12 protein-coding genes are annotated in these 18,033 nt (G+C 38.4%); 5 read left to right on the forward strand and 7 right to left on the reverse strand.

Annotated elements, in window-relative coordinates; translation table 11 throughout:
• Positions 1-83 precede the first annotated feature (83 nt).
• Together D0T18_RS06965 and D0T18_RS04720 are read right to left on the reverse strand one after the other, a co-directional pair.
• Positions 84-263, reverse strand: a complete 180-nt coding sequence (locus tag D0T18_RS06965; protein WP_041160484.1) for a GIY-YIG nuclease family protein — start codon at positions 261-263, stop codon at positions 84-86.
• A 70-nt stretch (positions 264-333) separates the two neighbouring features.
• The gene (locus D0T18_RS04720) at positions 334-1,260 is read right to left on the reverse strand and encodes a hypothetical protein (protein ID WP_004110800.1); all 927 of its coding nucleotides are present in this window, start codon (positions 1,258-1,260) and stop codon (positions 334-336) included.
• 254 nt (positions 1,261-1,514) lie between these two features.
• Here D0T18_RS04720 and D0T18_RS04725 point away from each other — a divergent pair, with 254 nt between their 5' ends.
• Positions 1,515-2,957, forward strand: a complete 1,443-nt coding sequence (locus tag D0T18_RS04725) for an MFS transporter (RefSeq protein ID WP_162861141.1) — start codon at positions 1,515-1,517, stop codon at positions 2,955-2,957.
• A 154-nt stretch (positions 2,958-3,111) separates the two neighbouring features.
• On the opposite strand, the gene hrpA is transcribed toward D0T18_RS04725, so the two are convergent.
• On the reverse strand, positions 3,112-7,197 hold the full coding sequence (gene hrpA / locus D0T18_RS04730) for an ATP-dependent RNA helicase HrpA (protein ID WP_116440588.1): 4,086 nt from the start codon (positions 7,195-7,197) through the stop codon (positions 3,112-3,114).
• A 62-nt stretch (positions 7,198-7,259) separates the two neighbouring features.
• Positions 7,260-7,958 carry a class I SAM-dependent methyltransferase gene (locus tag D0T18_RS04735; RefSeq protein WP_004110795.1) on the reverse strand — a complete coding sequence of 233 codons (699 nt, stop codon included), beginning with the start codon at positions 7,956-7,958 and terminating at the stop codon, positions 7,260-7,262.
• 264 nt (positions 7,959-8,222) lie between these two features.
• On the opposite strand from D0T18_RS04735, the gene hflX reads away from it, so the two are divergent.
• The 4 genes from hflX (at position 8,223) to D0T18_RS04755 (ending at position 12,852) form a co-directional block, all read left to right on the forward strand.
• The gene (gene hflX, locus D0T18_RS04740; protein WP_116440638.1) at positions 8,223-9,677 is read left to right on the forward strand and encodes a GTPase HflX; all 1,455 of its coding nucleotides are present in this window, start codon (positions 8,223-8,225) and stop codon (positions 9,675-9,677) included.
• 143 nt (positions 9,678-9,820) lie between these two features.
• Positions 9,821-10,783: an L-lactate dehydrogenase gene (locus tag D0T18_RS04745; RefSeq protein WP_004107125.1), complete on the forward strand. Its 963-nt coding sequence runs from the start codon at positions 9,821-9,823 to the stop codon at positions 10,781-10,783.
• 125 nt (positions 10,784-10,908) lie between these two features.
• Positions 10,909-12,393 (forward strand): sensor histidine kinase, encoded by a 1,485-nt coding sequence (locus tag D0T18_RS04750; RefSeq protein WP_004110792.1) that lies wholly within the window; start codon positions 10,909-10,911, stop codon positions 12,391-12,393.
• Between the two features lie 186 nt (positions 12,394-12,579).
• A complete protein-coding gene (locus tag D0T18_RS04755; RefSeq protein ID WP_004110789.1) occupies positions 12,580-12,852 on the forward strand; it encodes a WhiB family transcriptional regulator in 273 nt (90 codons plus the stop codon).
• 6 nt (positions 12,853-12,858) lie between these two features.
• Here D0T18_RS04755 and D0T18_RS04760 read toward each other — a convergent pair whose 3' ends face one another.
• The 3 genes from D0T18_RS04760 to D0T18_RS04770 all read right to left on the reverse strand — a co-directional run bounded on the left by D0T18_RS04760 (position 12,859) and on the right by D0T18_RS04770 (position 17,754).
• Complete coding sequence (locus D0T18_RS04760) at positions 12,859-14,682, reverse strand: FtsK/SpoIIIE domain-containing protein (protein WP_076002780.1); 1,824 nt, start codon at positions 14,680-14,682, stop codon at positions 12,859-12,861.
• A 235-nt stretch (positions 14,683-14,917) separates the two neighbouring features.
• On the reverse strand, positions 14,918-16,216 hold the full coding sequence (locus D0T18_RS04765) for an LCP family protein (RefSeq protein ID WP_012914040.1): 1,299 nt from the start codon (positions 16,214-16,216) through the stop codon (positions 14,918-14,920).
• Between the two features lie 104 nt (positions 16,217-16,320).
• On the reverse strand, positions 16,321-17,754 hold the full coding sequence (locus D0T18_RS04770) for an LCP family protein (protein ID WP_041160486.1): 1,434 nt from the start codon (positions 17,752-17,754) through the stop codon (positions 16,321-16,323).
• Positions 17,755-18,033 lie beyond the last annotated feature (279 nt).

Below are 18,033 nucleotides of genomic sequence, written 5' to 3' on the forward strand. Positions count from 1 at the left end.
TACGCTAACATAGTTTTTTCATGCGCTGAATACTAATCTTTTGATATTGTATTGGTGAAGCTTATTTCTAATGATTATTTAAATTAATTACCGTTATAGCCAAAATCCTCACTTTTTAATACTTCTTTCCACCATGATTCTCTGCCTAAAACAAAATCATCATCAACTTTCGCATTAAAAATTAAATCTGTAATAAGTGAGTCTTTGTTGTTTTTGTTAAATATAGAAGCAGTTAATTTGTAATCTTTAACCAATTGTGCCAAAAATTAGGCATTTAAGTATACCTCGAAGCTTATACACCGAGATTGTATTCCTATATTGATCTAACGAATATTATTTGCGAGGATCTCCGAACCATGCAGAATAAATCAATGAAAAATTGCGATTTCCATATGCTGAGCACGAATTTCCTTCGCCGTATCCAGCTTTTAACGATTCTATATTTGGCTGATAAGGAGTATAGATATAAAGTAATGCAGTAGCCTTATTTTCGATATAAACATTGCTAGATCCGCATGATTTATTTGGCGAATATTGAATTGTGTTAATCGTGTTAGGGTGGTAGTTATATTGATCGTTATGAAGAAGATAATATCTATATCTTCTTGCAGAACCAATTACTTGTTTAAAGAATCCTGCAAAACGTGGGTTGCAATGAGAATCATCTGGACAATCTAATCCCATAGCTGATTCGTATTGGAAATCGCTAGGATCAGTGTCTGTTACAAGATGTTGTTCTTTTTGCAGCATTGTAAGTAATACTCGTTGACTGATATGACATGCTTTTGCTGATTTGTATATTATGTCTGCAGAAGATTCTTTGCTTACACTTTGATACTTTGAACATAGTGAATCGGCAGGAATAGTGTGAGTATTAAAGTACGCATTTTTTAAGCAATTTTTACCAGTGCATTTTGCTCCTTTTTTGCGTATAAAATTGCGTACTTCGTCTTTACTCATTGCGTTATCGTCAAAAAATTGAGAATCAGAAATAATATTGCCTGGATTAAAATCGAAGCGTGACACAAGTTGTTCTTGTTTGTTGCGAAGATTAGAAACAGTCTGTTCCCAACGTATCCACTGAACAACAGGAATGATAATAGCAATGCCTATGACAGCAATAATAATGTTTCGTAAAATTTTATTGGAGTAAAACTTATGCTTTAATGAACTGTTGTTTTTATTGTGATGAGCACCACTATTATGTTCACTATTTAGGTTGACATGAATAGAATCATGTTTCTTTCTTCTCTGCACCATGTTTCCTCCTACTTAGCTTGTTACATTATAAGTGATATGCGAATCATTTTATTATTGTGATTATTTTTTAAAATTGTTCCTAACTTTTATTGTTGATTGTAACTATCAAACTGTAGAATTATCCGATTGAGTAGCTACGCGCGAAGAATTTGTTGCGATTAACTTTAGATTGTTAGAGCAGATTGATTTATTTGCAGTAGTTTTCTGCATAAATATTTGGAATTATTAGGCTGTTGTAGGGAAGTAGGACGGTGATGATTGGAACTAAACGAATTGATTGTTCTTCTATGGATCCTTATGATGACCCAGAAAAGCGCGATAAGGTTGCTGTTCGTGCGTTAATACTACTGCTTATTACATATATTATCAGCACGTTGTGCTTGCAAGGTTTCAATCTTGTTTATAAACAAGTTGGTATAGATGTGAAAGCTGTTGATCAAGCGCCTCTTATAACTGGTTTACCTGGCATTATTTTAGGAATTGTATGCTTTATTTACGGTTCTTTAGGCGACTTTGTGTCATTAAAAAAGCTAGTAACTATTGGATTAACATCTTTGTTTATAGGCTCAGTTTTTGGATTTGTAGCTAATTCTTGTTTTGAGCCAAATTTGTGGACAGTTATTGCTGCTCGTATTATGCAAACAACTGGTGAACAAGTAGCAGGTTCATCATTCTTAGTAATTGCAACAAAATATTTGCGAAATGATTTGAAAGTTATCTTCTTCGGATTATTTACAGCATCGTACCAGCTTTCTGCATGTATTGGAGTGTTTTCAGCGGGATTGTTAAGCTCTATTGCTTGGCAATATTTATTCTTAATTCCAGCATTAACTATTCTAATATTGCCGGCATTATTGCATTATTTACCAACAAAAAACGGCAATGGTAAAAAAATTGATGTTGTTGGTTTTACAGTCTTTGGATTTGCTGTTGCATCTCTTACATTGTTCATTTCATACAGAAACTTGTTGATGCTTATTTCAGCAATTATATTGTTTATAATTTTTGGTATTTACATTAGTAAAGCTAAAGAGCCGTTTGTTACACCAGCTTTCTTTAAAAATATTCGTTGGCTTTCTGGCATAATTTTGATGGGCATAATATACTTCACAAATTATTGCATAAGCCCACTGTTCAATAGAGTTGGAAAAACTTTGTATAACATGACTACTTCACAAGTAGCTTCTTATTTAGTTTGGGCTTTTATTGTTGCTGCAATATTCGGTTCATGCTCAGGCTTAATAATTAGTCGTATAGGAAGAAAAACAGGTTTATTATTAGCAATATTGTTTATACTTTGCGGATGGATTGGTATTGCAGTATTAATAAATTCTGGATTCTTAGCCATAGCTTTATGTGCATGCGTTTATTATGCAGGTTGTGGAATGGTGTATTCTCCACTGGCCTCAACAATTCTTTCGTCTCTTCCAGTTGAAGAATCTGGAAGAGGGTGCGGAATGAATGATTTAGCTATTAGTGTTTCTGCGTCTGTTGGTGTAGTAATTTTTGACGGAATATTAGATAAAAACATGCTGAGTGGAAATTCTATAACGGGTGCTTCTGGTATTTCGTCTGGATTTGCAAACATATCTCTTATGTGTGCTGCTGTTGCATTATTAGGAATTATCGTATTTACATTCAGAAACTTTATTACTAAAGAAAGCAATGCAATTGAAGTAAACGAAGATCAAGAATAAGACCAAAATAATAGTAAAAGCAAAAGCAATAGAATTATAATTGGCAATAGCTTAGCAACTGTGCAAATAAAGTTTGTTTGCAACGTTATGAGCAATATTGTTTACAACATTGCAAGCGCTAAGAAAAAATATATGCATATATGCGAAACAGCTTTCACCTTCCGCCAATCATCTTTCGCATGCGTTGTATGCTAATCGGATATGCAGTTCCCAATTCTTGCGCCCAAAGAGATACATAGAATTCTTCGCACATCCAACGTAATTTCTCAGCGATTATTTGTGACTCGTCATGTGCTGGTCCTGATGGGATTTTCTGAGCGTCTTCTTGAGCTTTTACTACAAGCTTATGTGCTTCATCTGCCTGCCAAGCCCAACGTACGTCACGGTTTTTGTCTGCCTTAGCTTTAGTAAGACGAATCACGTCTGCATGCAAGTAGCGTTCAATACGAGGCAGAGAATCAGATGGAGTTTTGGCAATAAACCCTCCGTATACAAGACTTGCAGTGTGTTCGCGGATTGATTGCAACACTGAAAGCAACGGCAAATCAGCCTTGCCAGAAACAGCTTTACTTGATTCTGCTTGACGCTTCAATATTGCGATTACATCGTGCGCTATATCGTATACTGTGTCCTCGTATATTTCAGATACGTTTGCAACAGTTTCGCGTAATAAATTGTCGTCAGTAATATTATCTGTGTCCGCAATTAGTCGTTTTACTGCAGCCATTTGCAAGTCTTCTGCTAAAGCGTTAGAAGTTGAATAAGGTGCAGCTGCGAGCATTAAAGATTCAGCGCCAAGCCAGCGAGAAGTAATACGCTTATTGTCTAAATGCAGCATATTCAATGCACTTTGCCAAACCATTTGTGCGCGCGAAAGATTTGTAGCACCAGATTTGTGTAATAAATCTGCTCGTTCAATTACATTTCCAGCTTGTGCAGCTTTATTTGCTTTGAAATTTACAACTTCTCGTGCAGATTCTTGTGCTTCTTTTGCAAAACGCTGTTGCAATGCAATTAATGATTTGTCGGTTCCAAGAATAGTAGGTTTTACGCGATTAGAGTACTTGTTACGACCTGCAGGTTTATTGCGACTTTCGTTAGCTTTTCTCTCTTCAACACTAAACGTCATGCGCAAGTATGGTGAGAGTCTGCTTATTTGCTCCTCGTCGAAAACTTCAGGATGTATTTGCGCTCCAATTACACAAATTGCAGCTTTAGTGAAAACTTCTCTAAAATCTTGCCATTCGCTTTTTATATTGCTTTCTGTTTCTCCAGTCCCAGGAAGCTCGTCGTAATGTTCGTCAATCCAAGAGCGAATTTTTTGAGCAGTATCAGGAGCTGGAACAAACTGTACTCGTAGAGCTTTAGGCAAAGATTTAATCATGCCAATAATAAGCTCATCTAATAAACCTGGAACATTCCAAGTAAATTCTTCAGGAGTTAAGCGCGAAAGTACGTAAAGCGGCACATGTACAGTTACGCCGTCCAAAGGATTAGCTGGATCATACACATAACTTAAACGCAACCTTATAATCTGACCATCTGTACCAACTGTATCCCAATGGTCAGGATAGTCAGCTAAATCAGTACTTTGCGTAGTTTGTAAACGTTCAACTTCATCGGGATTAAAGTCTAACTTGTGTGGATTTTCTTCGCGGTTATCTTTCCACCATTTTGCAAGAGCTGCAATAGTAGTTGCTTCTTGAGGAATGCGAGTGTCGTAAAAAGTAAATAAATCTTCGTCGTTTACAGTTTCGCTTATTTGACGAGTGCGATTTGCTTGATTATCTGCATCTTCAAGCACATTGTGATTATTTAAAATAAACTCATCGTGTGCAAAACGCTGTTGCACATCTGCTTCAACTAAGCCTTGACGAATCATAATCATTCGAGCTTCGTAAGGATTAACTCTAGTCCATTGAACTGTGCGATCTTGAACAATAGGCAATCCGTATAGTAATACTTTAGATTTTGCTACAGCAGCACCTTTAGAAGCACTCCAATGAGCGTCAGAATACGTGATTCTAGTAAGATTTTTAGCAAGAGGCTCAGCCCACGCAGGATCGACTTGTGCGCAATATCTTGCCCAAAGTCTAGATGTTTCAACTAATTGCGTACACATAACCCATGAAGGAGTTGTTTTCGAAATAGATGAAGCTGGGAATATTGCGAATCTTCCTCCGCGTGCGCCTTGATAGTCGTTTTTAGCCATTTTTTGAGCGCGTTTCATAGCTCGAATTTTTGCTGATCCATGCAAATTAGCAAAATCTGAAGCTTTTGGTTCACGCACTACTTGCATTCCCAACATAGAAAGCAATCCTGCAAGCATCGACGAGTGTATTCCTTGCGAATCCCAAGAGCAGCACAAGCTGTGAGCAGCCTGTTGATTATTAGGAAGCTGACGAATTTCCAAAGATACTCTTTTAGATGGAATAGGCTCGCCAACTTTATAATGCAACTCTTTACACAAGTCTTGAAGTTGATTAACTAAATCTTTCCACTGTTTTAAACGCAAAAAGTGGAAGAATTCCGCTTTACAAAGTTTGCGAAGAGCATTATTGCTCATATTTCCGTCTGCTTGGAAAATATAATCCCAAATATTTAAAGCAGTTAAGAAATCGCTTGTTTCATCCGCATAACGATTATGAAGTCTATCCGCTTCTTCACGCTGTTCTTCAGGACGCTCGCGAGGATCTTGCAAACTCAAAAACGCAACAATTACCAGCACAGCTGCAAGAGTATTCGGAGTTGTTTTACGCGCCGCTTCAATAATCATGCGTCCTAAACGAATGTCAATCGGCAATTTAGAAAGCTCGCGGCCAATATGAGTTAAAGTGATGAAACCTGTTTTTCTACTTATTGCGCCAAGCTCGTTAAGCTCATTAAAGCCATCGCTTACAGCTTTCATATCAGGAGGGTCAATAAAACCGAAATTCGTAATATCTTCGCCAGTTTTAGCAACACCAACCGAAAGCATATGCAAAACTACTGCACCAAGAGAAGTGCGCAAAATTTCAGGATCGGTAAAACGAGGGCGAGTTTCGTAATCTTCGCGCGAGTAAAGTCTAATAGCAATTCCGTCCGCGATTCGTCCGCATCGCCCAGAACGCTGATTTGCGCTCGCTTGAGAAATTGGCTCTATAGGAAGTCTTTGCACTTTTGCAGACTTAGAATATCTGCTAATTCTCGCAAAACCAGGATCGACAACGTATCGAATCCCAGGAACAGTAAGCGAAGTTTCAGCAACGTTCGTAGCAATAACAATGCGTTGATGAGAGTGATGTTCAAATACTCGATGCTGATCTTTTGCAGAAAGACGCGCAAAAAGCGGCACTATTTCAATAGCATCAGCTCGCTTCATATCACTTGCTCGAGTGCCAAAATATGAGCGTAATCCTGCTTCAAACTCTCGAATATCGCGCTCGCCAGAAGCGAAAACCATAATGTCGCGCGCGCCTTGCTCGTGGTTTGAATGAATCACTAATTGAGCACATGCGCGAGTTACTGCAGATGTCATATCTTCATCTGTAATATCGTCTCGATTGCTTTCGTTAGATTGGCTTTCTGCAACAGTTTCCTCATCCATTGTTATGTCTGCAAAGCCGGGGACGTGTTGCATAAGTGAAGGAGCGGATCCAAGTGGTTCATAAAGAACTCGCACAGGGTAAGTGCGTCCAGAAACTTCAATAACAGGAACTTTTGTGTGTAAAGCTTGCTCAAAATGTTCACGGAATTTTGCAGAATCTATTGTTGCTGAAGTAATAATCAGCTTCAAATCGCGTCTTTGCGGAAGTAAAGTCGTTAAATATCCTAGCAAAAAGTCAATGTTAAGACTGCGTTCGTGAGCTTCGTCAATAATAATCGTGTCGTATTTAGTAAGAAGAGGATCTCGCTGAATTTGCGCAAGTAAAATACCGTCAGTAACAATTCGAAGCTTTGTTTTAGGTGAACTTTCGTCGGTAAATCGCACTTGATAGCCGATTTCTTCGCCTAGTTTTACTTCCATTTCGTTTGCGATTCGCTCAGCAACAGTGCGTGCAGCTAAACGGCGAGGCTGAGTGTGCACGATTTGCTTACCTCTTCCGCCTCTTCCAAGCTCAAGCACCATTTTTGGGATTTGCGTAGTTTTACCGGAGCCAGTCTGTCCGGAAACAATCACGACTTGTGAAGACTTAATTGCTTCTATTATTTCGTCGTGTGCTGCGCAAATAGGAAGCTCAGCAGGGTAGTCGAATTTCATAGTGTATATTTCTTTTCGTAGATTTTTGCTTTTTAGTACTTCTTTAGTATTAGTACGTTTTATTATTTCGTTTTTATTACTTCTATAATTCGGTATCCTTTAGAACTTGCATATTTTTCAACTATGTAGTTTTCGCCAAGATTTTCAGCAAGCCAAGGAATAAGTGAGTCTGAGCCAAGATTTTTTTGCACAACTAAGTAAGCTGCTCCTCCTACTTTTAAACGCGGAATCCAAGTCATCAAAATGTCGTGCAGCATTTCTTTTCCAACGCGAATTGGGGGATTGGACCATATGAGATCAAAATTATTAAATTCCAAAGTATTATTTTCTTTTAAAGCGTCATCTACTAAAGAAGTGCGAATATGCTTTAAGCCAGCGTTTTTTGCGTTTAGCTCAGTAAGCTCTAGCGCGCGCTCATTTACATCTACAGCTACAATCTCAGCTTCTGGAGATTCTAAGCCCATTGCAATGCTGATAGGCCCCCATCCGCATCCAATATCAAGGAATTTGCCATTTTCCGGTGGTTTTGGAGCATGTTTTAGTAGCACAGACGTGCCTAGATCAAGCTTAGAAGCACTAAATACTCCGTTTGAAACTTGTACAACAGTTTCATGATTTCTCAAAGTTACATGTAACGTTCTTCGCTCATCGCAAGATGATGGTGTTGCAGAAAAGTATTGTTCGCCACTGATTTTTTGCGTTTTTTCTGATTTTGGTGATTTGGTTTTATCGTATTGTTTAAATTGTTGATGACTGTCCATGATCTCGCTCAAAAATACCGTATTTCGCCTATAAATTTAGATTTATTAATATACTTTTTTCTATTGTATCTTTATTTACATATCATACATATATGTTGTGTTCATATATTGTCGTCTCAAGTTACCATAATAAGACAAACGTTGTAAAACGCTATTTACAATGAAATAGAGGAGGGACAGTTGGCGGATAGTAATGTGGCATCCGGGCGAGATGATGTGCTTAATTCAAACGATTTTTCCTCCCTCGAAAATGATTCTAATAATATGAATGAGCATAATCTCACCAATAATGCAGTGCTTTATGCTCATTCGAATGTGCTTCTAGACACTACTTCTGACAGTGAAAAGCATGATGAAGTTTGGCAGGAGCGTGAATCTCGTAATGCTTTAAAGCGAGTAGCTGGTCTTGGCGAATTACAAGATGTTACCGAAGTTGAGTATAGAAAGCTTCGTCTTGAGCGCGTTGTGCTGGTAGGAGTGTGGTCTAGCGCAAAAGGAACTCTTGCTCAAGCTGAAGAATCGTTGCGTGAGCTTGCAGCGTTGGCACAGACTGCTGGTGCTGTTGTTTGCGATGGCATGTTGCAACAAAGATATAGGCCGGATGCTGCAACTTATGTTGGTTCAGGTAAAGCGCGTGAGCTTGCAGCAGTAGTTGCTCAGCATGATGCGGATACGATTATTGTTGATGATGATTTACCTCCTAGCCAGCGTAGAGCTTTAGAAGATGCAACCAAAGTTAAGGTTGTCGATCGCACTGCTGTTATTTTGGATATTTTTGCTCAGCACGCTACAAGCCGTGAAGGTAAAGCTCAAGTTGAGCTTGCTCAATTGCAATATATGCTACCTAGGTTAAGAGGCTGGGGTGCTGCTCTTTCTAGGCAGGCTGGTGGTAGAGCTGCAGGAGATGCTGGTATTGGTTCTAGAGGTCCTGGCGAAACTAAAATCGAAATGGATCGTCGAGCTATTCGCAATCGTATTTCTAAACTTCGTCACGATATTGCGAATATGGCACCTGCGCGCGATGTAAAACGTGGTTCTCGTAGACGACGAGATATTCCAACTGTAGCTGTTGTTGGATATACGAATGCTGGCAAGTCGTCTATTATAAATCGCCTTACTGGTTCACAAGAATTAGTAGAAAATGCACTGTTTGCAACTCTTGATACTGCAGTACGTCGTTCTCAAACTCAAGATGGTAGAAGCTATACTTTGGTAGATACTGTTGGTTTTGTTCGCAGACTTCCAACTCAACTAGTTGAAGCATTTAAATCCACTTTGGAAGAAGTTGGACAAGCAGATGTTATTTTGCATGTAGTTGACGGTTCGCATCCAGATCCTATTTCGCAAATTAATGCAGTAAACGAAGTTCTCGCCAATATTTCTGGTGTAGGAGATATACCTCAAATTATGGCATTAAATAAATCAGACATGATGAGTGATGCTGCGCGAGAACGTTTTTCTTCTCTTTATCCTGATGCCGTTATTGTTTCTGCATTTAGTGGCGAAAATTTGCAAATATTGCGCAATCGTTTAGAAGAATTGTTACCGTCTCCTCGTGTTCGTGTAGATGTAACTTTGCCGTACGAGTTTGGTGGATTATTATCAAAAGTTCGTGAAAATGGTGTAGTTGAAAAAGCAGAATATGTAGATTCGGGGGTTGAACTTATTGCTTGGGTTGGACCATCGTTAGCTGCAAAACTTATGAAAGTAGCGTTGTAATAATAAATTCCGGTGGTGCGATTAGAGTAAAGGTGTTCATACCAAAAGCTCTTAATGTGAGAGCAGCCCTTAGTAATGCATAAATCGTGGTATTTTGTGTGCTTATAAGGGTGTGATAGGTTGTTGAAAAGAGGTTTTTGCTCATGGTGAGTTCGCAGGTTAAGCCAACTAAGCTTGCAATTATTGGTGCCGGCGCGGTCGGATCTACTCTCGCTTTCGCTGCTGCTCAGCGTGGTGTTGCGCGTGAGATTGTGCTTGAAGATATTGCTAAGGAACGTGTTGAAGCTGAAGTTTTGGATATGCAGCATGGTTCTAGCTTCTATCCTGCAGTTTCTATTGCCGGTTCTGACGATGTGGAAATTTGCCGTGATGCTGACATGGTTGTGATTACTGCTGGCGCTCGCCAGAAGCCAGGTCAGACTCGTTTGGAGCTTGCAGGTGCCACTATCAACATCATGAAGTCAATCATTCCGAACGTTGTGAAGGTTGCTCCTAACGCAATTTACATGTTGATTACTAATCCTGTTGATGTTGTTACGCACGTTTCTATGAAGCTTTCTGGTCTTCCAGCAAATCAAATGTTTGGTTCTGGTACCAACCTTGATTCCGCTCGTCTTCGTTTCTTGATTGCTCAGCACACTGGCGTTAATGTTAAGAACGTTCACGCATACATTGCTGGCGAACACGGTGACTCTGAAGTTCCACTGTGGGCTTCTGCAACCATTGGTGGTGTTCCAATGTGCGATTGGAACGCTCTTCCAGGTCATGAGCCACTTGATGCTGCTAAGCGCGAAGAAATCCATCAGGAAGTTGTTAACGCTGCTTACAAGATTATCAACGGTAAGGGTGCAACAAACTATGCTATTGCTATGTCTGGTGTAGATATTGTTGAGGCTGTTCTTCGCGATACTAACCGCATTCTTCCAGTGTCTTCTTTGCTCGATGACTTCCACGGCATTTCTGATGTGTGCATGTCTGTGCCAACATTGCTTAATCGCAATGGTGTAAACTCTCGTCTAAACACTCCAGTTTCTGATCGTGAGTTGGCTGCTTTGAAGCGTTCTGCTGAAACTTTGCGCGAAACTGCTGCTAAGTTTGGTTTCTAGTTTTAAAGAGTAATTTATAAATTATTAAACCGCTTCTTCTTTTAATTGAGGAGGAGCGGCTTTTCTTATTTAAAACAACAACATACCTCACAGAATTTTCTGTGAGTTCGATATATTATTACATTATGGCTGATTTTTCTAACATTCTTGCTACTCGTCCTGATTTTAATGACAGTGATCGTGAGTGGCTTCACCATTTGGTGGTCGATTGGCAGGTTATTGCAGATTTGAGTTTCGCAGATTTGCTGCTGATTATTCAAAATGGTGACGGTGATTATGTTGTTGCTGAACAATGTCGTCCTTCAACAGCTATTACTTTGCGTACTGATGATTTGTTAGGTAAAAAATTAGATGATTCTTTAGTACCTGAGCTTAATGAGGCGATGAAATCTGAGACAAGTTTCCACTCTTCGACCTTACGTTCTATTGGTAGAGCTACTGTATGCTACGTTTATGCTCCAGTTCGTCATAGGGGTAAAACTCTCGGATTGGTTATGCGCGAAACTAATTTGGCAACGCGTGAATCTAATGGTCGTTATGAAACTGAAAGTATTAATGCTGGTAAGACTTTATTTGACATGATTCCTCGTGAACAATTCCCATATCGTGAATCTGTATTAAATCAACGACATAATGCTCGAGTATCCGATGGTTTTATTGTGCTAGAAGACGATGGAATAGTTCGTTATGCTTCCCCTAATGCCATTAGTTGTTTCCGCAGACTTGGCGGATTAAACACTATGCAAGGTGAATATTTAAGCGAATTTGGCACTAGGTTGTTGCATACGAACGATAATGTTCCCGAAAGTTTACCTCTTGTATTAACTGGAAAAGCTGATGTAGATTGTGAACTTGAAGCGAACCATTCTATAGTTTCCATGCGCTCCTTGCCTCTGTGGGGTCCAAATAATCGTGTTGGAGCTGTAGTGTTATGCCGTGATGTTACTGAAGTTTTGCGGCGCGAACAAGAATTGCGTACTAAAAATGCCACTATTTCTGAAATACATCATCGCGTAAAAAACAATTTACAGGCTGTTTCTGCTCTTTTGCGTTTGCAAGCTCGTAAGACAAAATCTATTGAAGTTAGAAAAGAACTTGAGGAAGCTCAACGTCGTGTGCAAACTATAGCACTAGTTCATGAAGGCTTGAGCCAAACTGCTGACGAAATTGTTGATTTTGACAAAGTTATTTCGAGTTTGTTGAAGATGTCAATTGAGTTGGCGTCTCAGAATCAAAATATTGATATTGATTTTGTTGGAAAATTTGGCAGATTAGCAGCTCAGGATGCTACACCATTATCTCTTGTTTTAACTGAGCTAGTGACGAATGCAGTTGAACATGGTTTTGAAGGTCGTGAAAAAGGTCATATTCGTATTGCAGTTGGTAGGGGCGGAGACAATCTTAATATTGTCGTTGAAGATGATGGAGATGGTATAGATAGTGAGTCTTCTCATGGAATGGCTAAACCATCTGGCTCTGGCCTTGGAACGCAGATTATAAACACATTTGTCACTAACGATTTTGGTGGTACAGTTCGTTGGTCTCCTCGAAGAGAGGGCGGAACTAGGGTAGTGTTAGACATTAAATTGCGCGTATCTGGTATTGAGTAGCTTTAGTAAAAATTGTTTTCCAACGTGCATTAAATGTTATACATTTAGTGTAAAAAGTACAGGAACAATTAAAATTGCTAATAAAGATGCAAAATACCTTGAAAAAACTTTCTTTTCATGATTTCCTTACATTCAGGGGAACTTCTAAAGCTCACCGTTGTAGGTAAGAAATGAGGATAATAATTCATGAGCAACTCGTTTGATTGGCGCACAACAGCAGCATGTAGTGACAAAGATCCTGAACTGTTCTTTCCTCTTGGAAGTGCTGGTACAGCAGTTCAACAGCTTGAAGAAGCAAAAGCAGTATGTCGCTCATGTGATGTTGCAACAGAGTGTTTAAAATGCGCATTAGAAACTAACCAAGATTACGGTGTGTGGGGAGGATTAAGCGAGGATGAGCGTAGAACTCTAAAGCGTCGAGCAATGCGCGCACGTAAAAATCAAGATGCGTCACTATAGATAATTTTATTCTAGGTGCACTATTTGAGTTAAACTTGCTGATCCTGGAGTGATTAAAACACATCGTCCTGGAAGTTGATAGTCTTCAATATCAAAACTTTTAGATAAAGCAGAAGGTATTCCAAGCATTGTATCTGTGCCCACATCTCCTGTTGGAAATATTATCCTCACTGGTGCTTGCTCAGGTAAACGTAAGTAGCGAGAAGTGCTAGTGCTCATAATAACTGGGCATTGTTTACTATTTAATCTTTTTTGAAAAGCAATAGCAGTTTGTCTCGTATTTAGCGGATCAAGCAATTCATCTGCATCGTCAATAATGATTGGCGTATTTTCGTTGTAAATGTTATTAATGTTTTGTTCATATAGTGATTTTCCTGAATATATTGGCAGGTTTAAAGTTTTAGAAATTATTTTTAATATTGTTGTTTTGCCTTGTTTCCTACTACCAATAACAGCTATATTCCCAAGGTGAATTGGTAATAGAGCAGGATATAAGTGTATGGTATCGTCTTGTAACCCAATAATAATATGCTTCGTATAAAATTCTTGAGTACGTAAACTTTGAGATATTTTTTGCTCCGAATTTTTGTATTTGTAATTATTTGAATACTCTGCAAGTTGTTTTGCTGAAAGAATCGACGGCAATGGTTTGCTAAATAATTCTGGAGAATGATCATGATGGCAGAATCTACCAGCTAACTGTATTGCTCGTACTAAATGTGCGGGATTGCTGCTTTGAGCACATCGCAAAGCTTCTACTCCTTCTCCAATATTGTAATATGCGGCTCCTGGCGTATTTGGGCTTATTCTAGCTGCATGCGCTGTTCCTAATAATTCTTGCGATTGCATTCCGTCTCTAACTCTCAAGCAAATATTAATAGAAATATTAGCTTTCATATCTGCGCTTACTTGTGCGAGTGGATTTTGAGTTCCAGCAATAATATGCATTCCCAAAGATCTGCCTACTGATGCAATTCGTATAAGACGAGGCATGTAGTCGGGAAGTTGATCTTTTAGAGCATGAAATTCGTCAATAACAATAAGCAATGAAGGTTCAGCTGGGGTTACTTGTGCAATATTATTACATCCATGATGAGCTACTAGTCTTTCTCGTCTATTTAGTTCTAGTTCGAGACCTTTTAGAGCGCGTATTGCGTGTTTAAGATTTAAATCTCCCACATTTCCCATAGCATGTGGGAGTTTAGATAGTATGTCAAAAGTTGCTCCTCCTTTAAAATCCATAAAAACAAACCGTAGCTGCTGCGGACCGTATTGAAAAGCCAAAGCTAAACACCAAGTCGTAAGAAGTACTGATTTACCAGAACCAGTTGTTCCAGCAACTAAAGCATGTGGCCCATTGTTAATTAAATCTAAATAGCAGTAGCCATTATTACTTATTCCAAGTGGAGTTATAAGGTGTTTAGTTTTTGAATTAGGCAAGTAGTTATAAATATTTGTATTTAGATTTTCCTTCATACTATTGGATTTGTTTTTTATGTCGTATGTTCCTGCATTTTTTAGCCATGTTTGCAATACTTCTTTCCAGTGATGTTGCGTATTAGAAATTGCATTTCTTCTCATAAGTAATGTTTCTAAACTTACTGGTGTAATAGTATCTGGCAAACTTTCTACAGTTTGTTGATTATAAGTTACGTTATTTGACGATTGCGTAGTGTTTAATAATTGAATTTGCTGATTTTGTTGAACATTTTGAACAGAATTTTTCTCAGATATGTATTGAAAAATTTGTGGAATAAGACTTGCTATGTACATCATAATGCTTGGAATAATCATGGTTAGCATCATCCAATTATCTTGCATCCATGCCATTATAGCCAATGCTACGTGAGCGAATATGGGAACTATACTCGCTGTCATCTGTACATGCATAAGTACTTTAGTTGTAGACATTCCTGTATTAGATTTGTTGCCCATAAATGTATGAGACAATATTTTTGATTTTTGTGCAATACTTATGCAAGATTGTGGTTAAAAGATACGAGTTTAGTGCTTTCTAAGTTGTGGTATCTAATTGAAGTGTTGTTTACACAACAATACTTCGAAATTATTGTTGCTCTGCAAGAGTTCCAACTGATCCAGGTTTATGAGTTCCTGATGCAAGTTGGTTGAATAAATCTAAGTTTTTAGCATCATCGAGAAGCACAGATGAACCAACTCCTGGAACTTGATAGTCAGGATTCGTCCAATATACTGTTCCAGATATGCCTGACGGTCCAGTTGCTTCTTTGAATGCTTGAGCCATTTCCCATAATGTTCCTGGATTGGTTTTCTCATCAAAAATAACTGAAGCAAGTCCCGTTTCAGCAAGCTTTTTTACTTTTCCAAAATTCAATAAGGTATTGTGATCTAAAGCTTTTTTCATAATAGCTGCAATAACCATTCGTTGGCGTGCAGCTCGTCCAAAATCAGATTCTGGATCTGCGTATCGCATTCGCGAAAATGCTAACGCTGTATTCCCATCAACGTGATGGCATCCAGAAGTCCAATTTAACCCGCTAAACTTATCGCTTACTGTACGGTTGTAGCATAAATCAATGCCATCTATAGCGTTAACAACATTAGTAAGACCGCCAAAACGTATTTCTGCAACATGGTCAATGCGATGACCTGTAATTTTTTCTATTGCTGCTGTTAATGCTTTATTCCCAGCTGCTTGCGCAACGCTATTAATTTTTACTTGTTCGCCATTTAAAGAAACAAGAGAATCTCGAGGAATAGAAATTAGAGAGCTGTGACCATTGCTCGGCTTTGTCAATACAAGAATAGTATCTGTTCTAAATCCTGTTATCTCTTTAGCTTCTTCGCCTTCTCGTTGATCAGAGCCAAGAATAAGCCATGCTTTGCCTTGAGTGCTAGGAGTACTAGTAAGCCAAGTAGTGCGGTTAATTCTTGAGTCAACCCAGTTCCATGAATATACCCCAAAACCAGTTACACCTATTGCCAGAACAACAAAAAATGCAATAAATGCATGTAAAATTCTGTGCGGTTTGTGCGGTAGTATTTTTGCTGTACTTCCAACTGCTTTATTTATAGTTGTTGGAATACGCATTTGTGAAATAGAACTTGTGCGCGGTGCTGGTCTTGGTTGCAATTGCGATGTGTAAGAAACAGGTCTAGAAGAACATTGTTCTGGACTTTTTAAGATTCTTGTTCTTTGAGTTGTAGGCGCAAAAGAAGGCGCTTGTGATGGAAGCGCATTAGACTCTATTTTGCCTCTTTTTACGCGTTTTGGAGTGAAACTAGGAGGCACGTTTGAGTTAGATGAATCGTTATTATGAGAAGGAGTGAAGATAGGTGGGTTTATATTATCTTCAGAAGGGTCCTCATACAATCTCGAATTCATTCATCCTCCAAAATAAGCATGTATCTTCAATGACTATGAATACATAATATATAAATTTTATGTTCGTACATTATATATTCATAGATTACATCTTGCTTAAGTGTTTATTTTTTTCTAGGCACAGCGCAAAGTACATTGTTTGCATACTTGTCTGCAAAGCCAACGTATTGTCCTGTTTGTGGATTGTGAATAGTTCCATTTTCAGGATTTACAATTCCTCCAGTATTTGGATCAATAAGTTGTCCTTGAGAATTTTTTATTAATCCTGTTTTTGGATCAACACGTCCCATCTTCTTTGGATCTGTAGTTTTATTAAGCTTGTCGTTTTCGTTTATATTGTTATCGTCATCCGTATCTTCATTGTCTTGATTATTCGTATTCTTAGACGAATTATTGGCATTCTTTTTGTTAGTGCCGTTAGTTTTATGATTTAGCGATAGCGGTTTATTTTCACGCATCAAATCCCAAATATTGTTTGCTTCATCAGACCACACAACACGATTTGGATCATAAGGATCTGGAATAACAGGAGTAGTACGAGCATAAATATGTGAAGAATCTAATTTACGCATGCTTAATGCCAAACCGACCAAAGTGGTAGGATTGGCCAAACCTTCACTTATATTCAATGCTCCCAACGATGCTTTTGCAAGCTGGTAAAGCTCACTTGTCTGAGTAAATAAGTTTTTAGATAGTGCTTGATGTAAAAGCTGTTTAATCAAGTATTGCTGTCTTGTTGTTCGCATTATGTCAGAGCCATCGCTTGCTGTATCGTGGCGCATTCTAGCGTATTGAGTAGCAAGTCGACCATTAAGATGCTGCATTCCTTGTTTGAAATTCACGCCCGTATAGGCATCGCGAGTTGCTGTTGGGATGCACACAGATACTCCACCAACTGCATCAATCATATTGCTTAATCCACTGAAATCAGCGACTATAAAATGATGAATATTTAAACCGGTAAGTGAATTAACAGCTTTTAACGAGCATGATGCTGCTGAAGCTAAATCTCCACCTTGCGCATATCCTAAGGCGAAAATTGAATTAAACATCACATGTTTTCTTGCAGGAATATGTCCTTTTGTAGTGTCGCATGCTGGTGCGTTTACCATAGAATCTCGTGGAATAGAAACGATATTCATGTATGATCTATCTGCGCTAATTTGAACTACCATAGTAGTATCTGACTGATGATCACCAGTTTCGCCGTCATGTGTAAAGCTCTGATTATTCCCATCTCGAGAATCTTGACCTAAAACAAGAAAAGTTACTGGTTTGCCTGCGTTAATATCAAGTGTTTGATTAGCTTCTGGATCTTTAGATATAACGTTTATGACTCTGTTACTTACAGCAGAAGAAAAATCTAACCACACTGCAGCTATGATTGTTGAAAAGAATGTAAGTACTGAAATAACAAACATGCACAGTATCTTGCGCGTGCGGTTAATCATTCTATAACCAAGACTATGATGAGGAGTTGAGTTCCAATCTTCGCCTGGTTGGTACCGCATGCCTTCAGGATACCGTGAAGTTGTCATCGTACCTTCTTTCTCAATAATGAGTAACCTTTTAGGTTGTGGCAATATCATTTCTTTTGTCATCAAATAAATCAATATTCAATGGACACATATAGCGTGTAATTATAGCATGCTGCAGTGAGATTTATGACATCTGGTTGTGTTGAATATTATTTGATATTTTAAAGAAAATTTTAATAAGTTTACGCAAATATTCTAATTAAATTTATATGAAGCATACTGGTTAATATGAGCAAAAATAATTAATAAAATATGTATAAATTTATTTAGAATTACGAC

Source organism: Gardnerella swidsinskii (assembly GCF_003397705.1).
Taxonomy (GTDB): Bacteria; Actinomycetota; Actinomycetes; order Actinomycetales; family Bifidobacteriaceae; genus Bifidobacterium; species Bifidobacterium swidsinskii.

What these genes read in the sequence shown, in the direction of transcription:
- D0T18_RS04760 (WP_076002780.1), bottom strand. Translation starts at nt 14,682, where the DNA reads ATGGCATGGATGCAAGATAATTGGATGATGCTAACCATGATTATTCCA.
- D0T18_RS04755 (WP_004110789.1), top strand. Translation starts at nt 12,580, where the DNA reads ATGAGCAACTCGTTTGATTGGCGCACAACAGCAGCATGTAGTGACAAA.
- hrpA (WP_116440588.1), bottom strand. Translation starts at nt 7,197, where the DNA reads ATGAAATTCGACTACCCTGCTGAGCTTCCTATTTGCGCAGCACACGAC.
- D0T18_RS04735 (WP_004110795.1), bottom strand. Translation starts at nt 7,958, where the DNA reads ATGGACAGTCATCAACAATTTAAACAATACGATAAAACCAAATCACCA.
- D0T18_RS04725 (WP_162861141.1), top strand. Translation starts at nt 1,515, where the DNA reads ATGATTGGAACTAAACGAATTGATTGTTCTTCTATGGATCCTTATGAT.
- D0T18_RS04770 (WP_041160486.1), bottom strand. Translation starts at nt 17,754, where the DNA reads ATGACAACTTCACGGTATCCTGAAGGCATGCGGTACCAACCAGGCGAA.
- D0T18_RS04765 (WP_012914040.1), bottom strand. Translation starts at nt 16,216, where the DNA reads ATGAATTCGAGATTGTATGAGGACCCTTCTGAAGATAATATAAACCCA.
- D0T18_RS04720 (WP_004110800.1), bottom strand. Translation starts at nt 1,260, where the DNA reads ATGGTGCAGAGAAGAAAGAAACATGATTCTATTCATGTCAACCTAAAT.
- D0T18_RS04750 (WP_004110792.1), top strand. Translation starts at nt 10,909, where the DNA reads ATGGCTGATTTTTCTAACATTCTTGCTACTCGTCCTGATTTTAATGAC.
- D0T18_RS04745 (WP_004107125.1), top strand. Translation starts at nt 9,821, where the DNA reads ATGGTGAGTTCGCAGGTTAAGCCAACTAAGCTTGCAATTATTGGTGCC.
- hflX (WP_116440638.1), top strand. Translation starts at nt 8,223, where the DNA reads ATGAATGAGCATAATCTCACCAATAATGCAGTGCTTTATGCTCATTCG.